Raw genomic sequence first — 10,128 nt, forward strand, 5'->3', positions numbered from 1 at the left:
CAGCGCGCTCGGGCTGCGACAAACCCAAAAGTGGTCGCCCCTACCATGCGCAATGAGCATGGAACGGATAGGACGCCTTTACCCCTCGTTTACGGTTGCCGAGCAGCTCACTCTGGAACCTTACTGACGATCCATCTGGCCGCCTCGGGGCTGAAGCCGATCTCAAGCAACTCCTCTTCGAGATCTTCAACGGCATCAGGGTCCAAGGTGATGGAGTTGTCGTCCGCATCTGGTCCGGCAGCGGGCTTTGGCCCGGCGCCAATGGGTGCGACTGTCACGCGGACTACTGGGCCGTCATCCTCCTCGTCATCTTCACTCCCGTAGACTTTGAGGGTGACCGAGCGCTCCTCAACTTCGTCCTCATAGACCGTCTTCCACTCGCCCATGCGCGCCTCCTGGATTCTGCACCAGCGCCACTGGCACCGTTGCAGTAACTTGAAAACGGCATAACGGACCCAGTTTAACGGGCCGCTCAGGCCGCAAGACCGAAGAGCTGATTGATCAGACGAATTTCGCTTGTCGCTCGACATCCCCGCTTGTTGTAATGACCGCGGCGGATCATGCGCATGACTTCGAAGCCAGTCAGAGTTGCGGCGGCGGTTTTCATGCTCTGGAAGCCGCGTGTCGGACGGATCACGCGCTTGAGCGCGCCATGATCCGCTTCAAGGATGTTGTTCAAGTATTTCGAGGTGCGGTGTACCACATCGTTCGGCAGAAGCCCTTCGTTCTGCAGGCGCAGGATCGCCTTGGGATACGACGCCAGTTTGTCGGTCGTGATGGATGAAGGAGGATAGTCACTCACCGCTCGCAGGGCTTTGCGCAGGAAGCGATACGCCGCTCCGGTATCACGCCGGCCGGACAGCATGGAGGCAATCAACCGACCGTGCTTGTCGACCGCACGAAACAGGTACTTCCACTTGCCCCCTACGCGGACGTAGGTCTCGTCCACTCGCCATGAGCCTGAACGATGTCCCTGGTAGGGGCCCACCCGCTTCTCGATCTCCGGAGCATAGCGTTGGACCCAACGAAAGATCGTGCTTGGATTAACGCTGACACCGCGCTCGGACATCATCTCGGCCAGATCGCAGTAGCTGATCCCGTACTTGCAGTACCAGCGCACGCACAGCAGGATGATCTCAACNCACGGGAGCGGATCCTTGATGAACCGCTCCTCGCTATACGGCCGAGGTTAATGCAACGGTGCCGGTCGGATCTGGCGCGTCAGCCGCTGATCCAACCACAAGAACGCGGAATACGGCGGAAACATCGATCGCGTGTGGCGAGGTCCCGCAGCCACCGACTTCTTGTCAAAATTTTGCAACACCTCTTCGATGTAGCCGCAAAGTTAAAATGTCACAATGGTTCCGACCTTTTGGCGATAGGATAGCGCTGATCGTCTGTGATGTTTGATCAGTGTCACTGGACATTTCGGGGTGAGACAGGGGATCTAATGATTTCCGTAACTTAGCTTGAGCTCTGAGACGACAGTTTGGCACATATCCTGAGATTCGCATTGGCTTTAGGCAGTTAGCCCGAGATTCCGGCTCACAAACGTTGCCTCAATTTGAAATAGGTTGAGACTAGCCGACCAACAAACCATCTGTGTTTAGCCACGTATCAAAGCCAAGAAGATCATTGCGTTATCCGGAGTGGAGGAGAGCAGGGGACACCCCGAATCCTTCTTTCATTGGCAGTCAACGGGAGATTCCAAAGCCTCGGAGGCTCACGCCAACATGCTCAATGATAGGCTCAGATTACAACTCTGGACCCGATCGTCCTCCGTTAAAAGTGACGAGGGCGACGATTGCTCGCCGCCCTTTTGTTACTGATGTGATCCGTCGTCTAGGCAGCTCCAGTGCCTGTGTAGTCGGCTACGATGTGGAGCATGGCTCGAAGGCCGGTGATCAGGCCGGCTTCGTCGACCTTGAACCTGGGGGAGTGGTTTGGAGCGGCGTTCTCCACTCCTTCAGGGGTGATGCCGACGAAGAAGAACATTCCCGGGGCCTTTTGCGCGAAGTAGGAGAAGTCTTCGCCTGCCGAGCTGCGTTCTGCTTCCTGAGCTTTGTCTCCGGCAACCCGCACCAGGCTGGGCGCCATCTTCGCGACCAGATCCGGATCTGCCATGATGGGGGGATATCCGTTGGCTTCCCAGATCACCTCCGCGGACGCGTTCATGCTGGATGCGACGCCTTCCGCGACCTCCTTCACTCGCCGCTGGATTCGTTGGCGGGTGTTCTCATCATAGGTTCTGAGGGTACCGGACATCTCTGCCTTGTCCGGAATGATGTTGTACCGGACGCCAGCATGGAAGGTACTGACGCTGAGGACCACAGCCTGCTTCGTGAGGTCGGTTTCGCGACTTACGAGCGTCTGGAGGGCAGAGACGATTTGCGATCCGACGACGACCGGGTCAACGCCGTTCCAGGGCATGGCTCCATGGGTCTGCTTGCCATTGACGATCAGCCGGAAGCCATCCGAGCTCGCATTCACGGCACCAGCCCGATATCCGATCGATCCGACGCTCACCGCACTGGTCACGTGGAGGCCAAAGACGGCATCCGGCTTTGGGTTCTCCATAGCGCCTTCATCGACCATCAGTCTTGCGCCACCGATTTCGCCGTTGGGCAGTTTCTCCTCGGCCGGCTGGAACAGCAGTTTGACCGTCCCTTTAAGCTCAGCTTTATGCTGCGCAAGGACCTCGGCAGCCGCCATCAGGATGGCCACATGGCAATCATGACCACAGGCATGCATGACGCCTACATCCTGCCCCTCCCACTTCGTGCGGGCTTTCGAAGCAAACGGCAGGTCAACCTCTTCACTGACTGGGAGGGCGTCCATATCGGCTCTTAGGGCTACGACCGGGCCGGGTCCGCCCTCGCCTTTCAGGACCGCGACAACGCCGGTTTTGGCCACACCTTCCTTAACCTCGTATCCGAGATCCTTGAGGTGCTTTACGACCAAAGCGGCCGTCCGGGTTTCCTGGTTACCAAGTTCCGGGTTCTGGTGGATGTCTCGACGCCAGGCGATCATTTTGGCTTCGACAACCTTCGCGGCCTCATCAAGTTTTGCATGGATCGGTCGAGCCGCGGCAGCCTGTGCATTCGCAGCAGCTCCGGCCGGGAGTGTTTTGAAGACTGGAAGGGCGCAGCAAGCGCAGGCCAGCCCTTTCAGGAATCCGCGGCGCGAGGTCTCTGGGAAGACCTCTTCAGCCCGGAACTGCCGGACCATTCTGTTGTCACCGATATGAAGCATCATTCCTCCCCGGGGTTGGTTACACTCCTTGACCCTAGGTTCTCGGAGCGGCTTGGCAAGATGCGGACTCGGACGGTTACGATGCCGTTATGGGAGTTCTCGTGAGCCTGCTGTTCTGATAGAAAGGCAACCTCGGATCCTGATGAGTCACCTCGTTCTCATACACTCCACCCGGATCACCACGGTCGTCTTTCTGCCGCCGGCGTATCCATTCGTCACGATCGATCAGGAAGGGTGGGCGAGCTGGTGAAGCGCGAGGCCGATTGCGGCAAGGCAACGCACAAGGGCATCAAGCTCGGAATCTGCGGCGAGCACGGTGGCGATCCGGCGTCGATCCATTTCTGCCAGTCGGTCGAGCGCGACTACGTGTCCTGCTCGCCCTACCGCGTACCGATCGCACTGCTTGCGGCCGCGATCGAGGACCGAAGCTAAAGCCTTTTTGCAGCAACCCATAATATAGGCCACTCGGCTCGCCCCTTGTTGAGGGTTTGTGGACCAACTTGGAGCGTCGCAGCGTTCCCCCAGCGACGCTCCGAACTGTCTCACCAGTCCAGACCGTCGCCGTGGCCGGGAGAGGCTTCGCCATAACCGGGGATGATGTAGGGTCCATCTCCCGAAGCGGGAGGCGCTGCATAAAAGGGAGGATAGCCGCCGCCATGGTCATTGCCGTGAGGGAACCAGGACGAGAGATCCTCCAACAGGTGTGACAACGGATTCCCGCCGTACAACGGACCCACGTCACCGCCAGGACCGCCGTTCGGTTCCACCGGTATGGGTGCTCCCGGATTGGGTTCCCCCACAGCAATTGCCGGCGCTCCGCCGCTGGGCGGCATTTCGTTGGTGCTCGATTCGTAAAGTAGATTGTAGCCACTCATGAGATGTCCTTTCCAGAAGGCCTGCTCGCTTCCGCCGAGGATGTTCTCCGACGGCGAACGGTCACTTTGGCCGACTTTGCAAAGACTAATCTGTGAGATCTTTCACAAAGGGTCGATCATCACCGTCAGGAATGCGAACGCCCCCTAGATTAGCTGTCGCTGTAATGACGTCAGAACATCGCTCGCTTCCAGGCGTAGCGCCGAACAAGGGGAGTGCCTCACAGTTCGGCAAGAAGCGATCGCTGCTAAAAGCCTATGGTCGGTGGATCCACCAGACCCGGAACTTTCGAATATCCGTGAAGGGTCGGAATAAGCCATTCGTTGTGGGTTCCGCTAATGGCAGCTCCTGGCACTCCTGAGACGTTAGCGATTGGTCCGCTTCGGCAGTCATAGCCGATTTTCGTTGAGCTACCGGAATGTAAAATACTGACCGGAAGCAGCCCTTTAGCACTGGCAGGCTGAGGGCAACCCTTCTAGCCGAGGGCTCCCGGTAAGCTCGGTCAGCTGCACATCGATTCTCGAACCCATATTATCGTGTGCCAAGGCCGGAAGCAGCGCCCGACAGAATGACTGTGATGCTCAACAAGCGCCATCCTGCCACCCATTGCACGTTCGACCTGCAGCCAATCCGGCGCTCAGTTAGCGATTTTGCGAGAAATCATATAACTGTGGCGACGGCGGCTGGGGGCGAGGCATTAACTCGACTGTGACCTTAGCGGCTCCGCCGTTATTTCGATAAAAGCACGTGACGAGTGGCCCAAATGGCACCGCCGTCATGGCGTCATTCAGGTAGAGAAAGAGCTCACCGCTCGCAGTCGCTTGGAATTGAGACACAAAGCTCTTTCTTATGCCCTTGCGGGCTTGAATCTCCTGGACTTTCGCGCCATCCAAAACGGATGTTCCTCCGCAGATTGGGAACGTACCCTCCTGTAAGACTTCGGCGTCGTCGGCCAGTTCCGGGGCCGTTGCGCCATCGCTGGCTTGCAGCGCCCACTCCACATTGCCCCGGTTGCCAATCCGGGCAATGGGCTGGAACCAGTCGGCCGTCCACCAGCGACGGAGCGGCAGCCCGAGAAGATAAATCGGGGAGGGATCGCGGAAGCCCATGATGTCTACGACCTTGCGACCGTCGAGATACGGTTCGGACATCTCGACCCAGACTGTATAGAGGCGGCCTTTGTCGACGTAGATACCGGTGCCCCAACACGGATTGCTGGTGCGGAAGCCCTCCGCCAGATTCGCGACCCCGTCCTTGGGTTGGCGCAGCAGGTCCTTCGCTGCAGTTTCCTTGCACACGCCGCCTGCGCCGGACCGATAATTGAGCACGGCCCGGCCCACGAGGGCCGCGGCCAGTCCCACGAGGATGACGAGCGAGGCTCCTGGCAAAACGTAGCGCGACGCCATCGTGTACAGGAAAGCGGCGGCGCGCGATTGCCTCAGGTGTCGCGCCACGGTGATGAGATAACCCGGCTCTTCTGCCTTACGCTCGGGGGACTTCTGGGATGCCTTTCCGTCACGGCGTTTTTCGAAGAACCAGACGCAACGTGCATTGTCGGCGATGCGATCACGCAGGTTGCCGTTCAAGCGATAGAGACCGAGCACCGCGAGAACGATTGCAAGTGATGTCACCGGTTGGGTCACAAGAGCTCCAACCCAGCCCTTTGCGTAGCTCGGAACAAGGCCGCCGAACGTCGTGGACAGATCGGTCAGGTTCGAACTCAGACCGTCGCGAGCATCGTCAAGCCTTCTCTGCGCCCATGCCGCAAGGTCCTCACGCCCAACTGCCGATGCGAGGGTGCGCACAACCGCGTCCAGAGCATCGCTTGATACCGATGCGGTGACCGGAAGACCGATGAGGACAAGTGTTGCGGCGAGCAGCGCAAAGTATGCGACCCTGCGCCACCAGATCATGTCGCGCGTCAGGGCGACGAAAGCTTCATTTGGTTCGTTCAGTTGTTGAACAGCATCGATCGCCGGCATCCCGGCAGCCGGGCGTTGGAGCGCCAAGGGGGATCGCATCTGATAATCTTCGGCGTCGAACCCCGAAATCTGGTGCCGGGTGCCATCCGGCATCAGGGCATATGCGCTCTTGGGGAGGGTCAAGGGTGCATAATTCTCGGTGCCGTACACCATTTTTTCAGCGACCGAGTGGTGGATCACTGGCGGGCCGCCACTCTCCGCCCCTGAGGCGATCGGCCTTGGATCATAGCGGTAGAGGACGGCAAAGCCTTGACGCGAGTCATGCATCGGCGCGAGCGGCGAGGCCTGTTTGCGGAAGCCGTCGAGGGCGCCGGGCAGAAAACGTAAACCGCCTTCCGATCCGGTAGCAGTCGTGGCGATCTCTTCGATCATCCATGCCAGCGGCACAAACGACAGCGCGTCCTCAGGATATCCGCCACCGATATCCGAGTGAACGCCGGCGAACCAGACCTCCTTGATGCGGACGTTGGCTGCCCAGGGGGCCTCATGCGTCATGTCGAACCGCAACGGATGGAACGTCGCGCGCTCGTCATCAAGGGCGAGAGCGTGCCGCGCGAAATCCACCTTGTCGCTGAGGACACGATTGCGGAATGATATCGGCCAGATGACCTTGTCGATCACCGTCCTCATCTCTTCGATCGGGACCCCATAGGCTTCGACCGTATCGAAGAGGCCAGCGAACTTGATGCGCACTTCCTGTCTAAAAGGGTCCATGGCGGCGCGAACGGCTGCATAGCTCCGCTGTCGGAGAAGAAGACGATAGATCATAAGGACGGCGTCGCGGATGGCGCGAGCAATCGGGATGGTTGGGAAACTGTTGCGCCAGGTCACCTTCTCGGCACGATACGCTCGCCAGGCCGCCTTGGCATTGCGCCTCATCTCGGCACGCGAGACCGGGGCGTCGTTGATTTCGGTTGGGAGCAAACCCTGGCTCGCAATCATGCCGATCAGCGTGCGGATCGTGAAAGCCCCACGGCTGAAACCGAACATGTAGATCTCGACGCCTGGCCGCCAGTTCCAACACAGGAAGCGATAGAGCTTGCGAACGTTGGAGGGCACCCCGATACCGGTCGCGGCGTCGAACATGGCGAAGGGGCGGAAGCCGGACGTCCCCACTCCCTGGATGTACACCGCGACTTGGTCTGGGCCCTTGAGGTCGAGAGCGGTGTAGAGCCGCCAGATGTTCGATTCCTGGTTTGTGAAGGCGTTGCCCGTGCCATCTGCGAAGATGACGATCTTCCTAATCTGATCACGCCTATCCATGGGCACTCTCAGCGCAGCTTCCCGAGGCGATGCACGACGGCGGTTCAGGAATGGCTAATCATAGCCGTGCCATCGCAAGGAAAGACTTCCAGATCGCCCTGGCAGCGTCAATCATACCGTTGAGCTGTCGAGGGTCCTGGAATTGCGAATGTCTCGTCCTGGCACGGGGCTGACCTTATCCCGATTTCGGGATTGGCTTCGTGAGCAGACCTTACATTCTGTCGGCATTCAGTAGCAAAGATCACCAAGCAGCAGGTAGGTACCAGGACAAGCGGGGTATTTTACCGTTCGCGATTATATCCCGATCCGCAATCAGCCCCGATCTACCCACGACAACTAATGTATGCGGCGAAGCTTGTCCTTGAGGTATAGCATATCGTGTTGGCAGGCTAGACAACGCATTCTCCGAGTAACACACTCGTCTCCGGAACTGCACCGAGGCCATCATGGATCGGCTAGAGCAGAAGGTCGAGCGGCGGCTGGTCGCCATCTTCGCGGCTGACGTGGCAGGCTATTCGCGCCTGATGGAGCACGATGAGACCGGGACGCTCCGAAAGCTCGTTTCTCACCGAGAAATCATGGATCGGTTAATCGCTGAACATGGTGGGCGGATCGCCAATACGGCAGGCGATAGTGTTCTGGCGGAGTTCCCCTCCGCCGTCGATGCCGTCCAATGTGCAATGGAGGTCCAGAAGGCTCTCGGACACCTGAACGAGGGAGCCCCGCCCGAGAAGGCCCTGCGATTTCGGATCGGTATCCACGTGGGTGACGTGGTCATCCGAGGGAGTGACCTCCTGGGCGACGGGGTCAATGTTGCGGCCCGGCTGGAGGGACTGGCTGACCCGGGAGGCCTGTGCATTTCAGGAGATGCCCATCGGCAGGTCAGGAAGGCCCTGCCGCTACCCTTTACGGATCTTGGCTCGCAGCAGGTCAAGAATATAGACGAGCCGATCCAGGTTTTTGCGATGAGGTTTGATGAAAGCAGCTCCGCCAGAACGGAAGCCAAGGCGTTGTCGCCTGTGAGAACACTCCCTCTGCCAGATAAGCCATCCATCGCGGTCCTACCATTCGTCAACATGAGCCCCAGCCCTGATGCCGAGTTCTTCGCCGATGGCATCACAGAAGATATCATCACCGCGCTTGCTCGACTGAAGTGGCTGTTTGTGATTGCACGCAACTCCACCTTTACATACAAGGGGAAAGCCGTTGATGTTCGTCAGGTCGCCCGTGACCTTGGTGTTCGGTATGTGGTGGAAGGGTGTGTGAGAGCGTCTGGTCAACGCATCCGGATCACGGGTCAGCTCATTGACGCCGAAACCGGCCATCACATCTGGGCCGAGCGGTACGACCGGCCCCTCAATGACATCTTCGCCGTTCAGGACGAGATCACCGAGAGCGTCGTCGCCACCATCGAGCCGCACCTTTATGCGGAGGAGAGCTTCAGGGCCACTTTGCAGCCCCCCGAGAGCATTGCTGTTTGGGGTCTTGTGATTAGAGCTCTGACCTTGATCAACAAAGCTGATCGCAGTGAGAACCAGCAGGCTCAGCTTTTGCTCAATCGTGCTATCGAAAGCGAGCCTACCTATGCCAGAGCTCATGCGGTTCTCTCATGGGCGAAGTGGTGGGAAGCCCTCAACCAGTGGACACCCGATGCAAGCGCCGTTTCTGCCGTCTATGAGGGCGCCGCAGAAGTCGCAGGCCATGCTCTCGCTCTCGATCCCGACGAGCCGTGGGCTCGAATGACGCTAGGTCTAACACTGAGCCGATCAGGCCATCATGACCAAGCCTTGGAGCAGATCCAAACCGCGCTGGATGCACACCCAAATTGGGCTCTGGGACGCGCCATGTGTGGATTTGCGCTCGTTCGAGCCGGGCGGTTCGATGATGCAATCTCGGAGACAGGACACGCGCTTCGCATGAGCCCTTTGGATACATTCGCGGGAATCTACACGGTCTTCCATGCACTTGCGCTCATGTCGGCACGGAGGTTTTCAGAGGCCTTAATCTACTTCAGGAAAACAGTTCAGTCTCATCCTGACTTTTTGGGTCAATACGGTGCGCTGATCAGTTGCTGCGGTCATCTCGGCTTGCTCGACGAAGCGCAGATGTACTTGCGCCGGCGAAACAATCTCACAAGCACACCGTATAGCGTCAGCCAGACGCGAAGGGAAATGAGCCGCTTCGCTCATGTCGATGTCTTTGTTGAAGGGCTTAGCAAGGCGGGCGTTCCAGAATGACCGCTTGCCACCTCGCCATTATGGATCAGGCTCACCAGCTTCACCTAGTGGGTCGTCTGCTGTAGGATCTGGCATTTTGCTGGCTCGTTTGCTCTGTGCTGAGGGAGTGGCTGGCGCGTACAAGCTCCGGAGCCGCCGAGCCGATGGAGCGAGTCCTGGGACGCGCGCCGTCGTCGCTGCCGGCGCTTGCCGTTCCAGACAAACGGCGTGGGCCGGGCATTCCAGCTTCGCGCCGTCTGCTCGAACCAACTCCCGATCTCCGCAGGGGTGTGGGGATGCTGTCCGGCAAGCGCGCGGCGCTTGAGCACGCGCTGGATCGATTCCGCCATGTTAAGCCAACTGCCACCCACGGGCGTGTAGAGCGGCATGATGCCATGCGCACACAGCCACAACACCAGGTCCGGCGTCTTATGGCCGGTGAGATTGTCCCACACCAAGAGCAGCCGCAGCGGTGGCAACTCCTCTGGCAAGGGAAACGGCAGCGTCAATCCCGCTTGCCACATCTCCCAGGCGGCGCGCGT

The 10,128-nt window shown here is 59.1% G+C and carries 7 protein-coding genes and 1 pseudogene; 2 read left to right on the forward strand and 6 right to left on the reverse strand.

Features of this window, described 5'->3' with window-relative positions:
• Positions 1-107: 107 nt before the first annotated feature.
• From DDF70_RS26590 to DDF70_RS26600, 3 genes are all read right to left on the reverse strand, one after another.
• Positions 108-386, reverse strand: a complete 279-nt coding sequence (locus tag DDF70_RS26590; protein WP_114947762.1) for a hypothetical protein — start codon at positions 384-386, stop codon at positions 108-110.
• Between the two features lie 86 nt (positions 387-472).
• Positions 473-1,141 (reverse strand): IS6 family transposase (locus DDF70_RS26595; protein ID WP_162820688.1); only part of this gene is annotated, 669 nt, incomplete at its 5' end.
• 701 nt (positions 1,142-1,842) lie between these two features.
• Positions 1,843-3,255 (reverse strand): amidohydrolase, encoded by a 1,413-nt coding sequence (locus DDF70_RS26600; protein WP_114947764.1) that lies wholly within the window; start codon positions 3,253-3,255, stop codon positions 1,843-1,845.
• A gap of 205 nt (positions 3,256-3,460) precedes the next feature.
• On the opposite strand from DDF70_RS26600, the pseudogene DDF70_RS26605 reads away from it, so the two are divergent.
• Positions 3,461-3,684 (forward strand): annotated as a pseudogene (locus DDF70_RS26605) (putative PEP-binding protein); the annotation flags it as partial.
• Positions 3,685-3,794: 110 nt separating this feature from the next.
• On the opposite strand, the gene DDF70_RS36980 reads toward DDF70_RS26605, so the two are convergent.
• Together DDF70_RS36980 and DDF70_RS26610 are read right to left on the reverse strand one after the other, a co-directional pair.
• Positions 3,795-4,127, reverse strand: a complete 333-nt coding sequence (locus DDF70_RS36980) for a hypothetical protein (RefSeq protein WP_162820687.1) — start codon at positions 4,125-4,127, stop codon at positions 3,795-3,797.
• A 639-nt stretch (positions 4,128-4,766) separates the two neighbouring features.
• Complete coding sequence (locus DDF70_RS26610) at positions 4,767-7,370, reverse strand: DUF2235 domain-containing protein (protein ID WP_114947766.1); 2,604 nt, start codon at positions 7,368-7,370, stop codon at positions 4,767-4,769.
• 524 nt (positions 7,371-7,894) lie between these two features.
• Between DDF70_RS26610 and DDF70_RS26615 the strand changes: the two genes are divergently transcribed.
• Positions 7,895-9,607 carry a tetratricopeptide repeat protein gene (locus DDF70_RS26615; protein ID WP_425374115.1) on the forward strand — a complete coding sequence of 571 codons (1,713 nt, stop codon included), beginning with the start codon at positions 7,895-7,897 and terminating at the stop codon, positions 9,605-9,607.
• A 44-nt stretch (positions 9,608-9,651) separates the two neighbouring features.
• On the opposite strand, the gene DDF70_RS37620 is transcribed toward DDF70_RS26615, so the two are convergent.
• Positions 9,652-10,128 (reverse strand): transposase (locus DDF70_RS37620; protein WP_205772488.1); only part of this gene is annotated, 477 nt, incomplete at its 5' end.

The organism is Microvirga calopogonii (assembly GCF_003347665.1).
GTDB lineage: Bacteria > Pseudomonadota > Alphaproteobacteria > Rhizobiales > Beijerinckiaceae > Microvirga > Microvirga calopogonii.

Coding starts and splice junctions, on each gene's coding strand:
- DDF70_RS26610 (WP_114947766.1), bottom strand. CDS start 7,370: ATGGATAGGCGTGATCAGATTAGGAAGATCGTCATCTTCGCAGATGGC.
- DDF70_RS26615 (WP_425374115.1), top strand. CDS start 7,895: ATGGAGCACGATGAGACCGGGACGCTCCGAAAGCTCGTTTCTCACCGA.
- DDF70_RS26590 (WP_114947762.1), bottom strand. CDS start 386: ATGGGCGAGTGGAAGACGGTCTATGAGGACGAAGTTGAGGAGCGCTCG.
- DDF70_RS36980 (WP_162820687.1), bottom strand. CDS start 4,127: ATGAGTGGCTACAATCTACTTTACGAATCGAGCACCAACGAAATGCCG.
- DDF70_RS26600 (WP_114947764.1), bottom strand. CDS start 3,255: ATGATGCTTCATATCGGTGACAACAGAATGGTCCGGCAGTTCCGGGCT.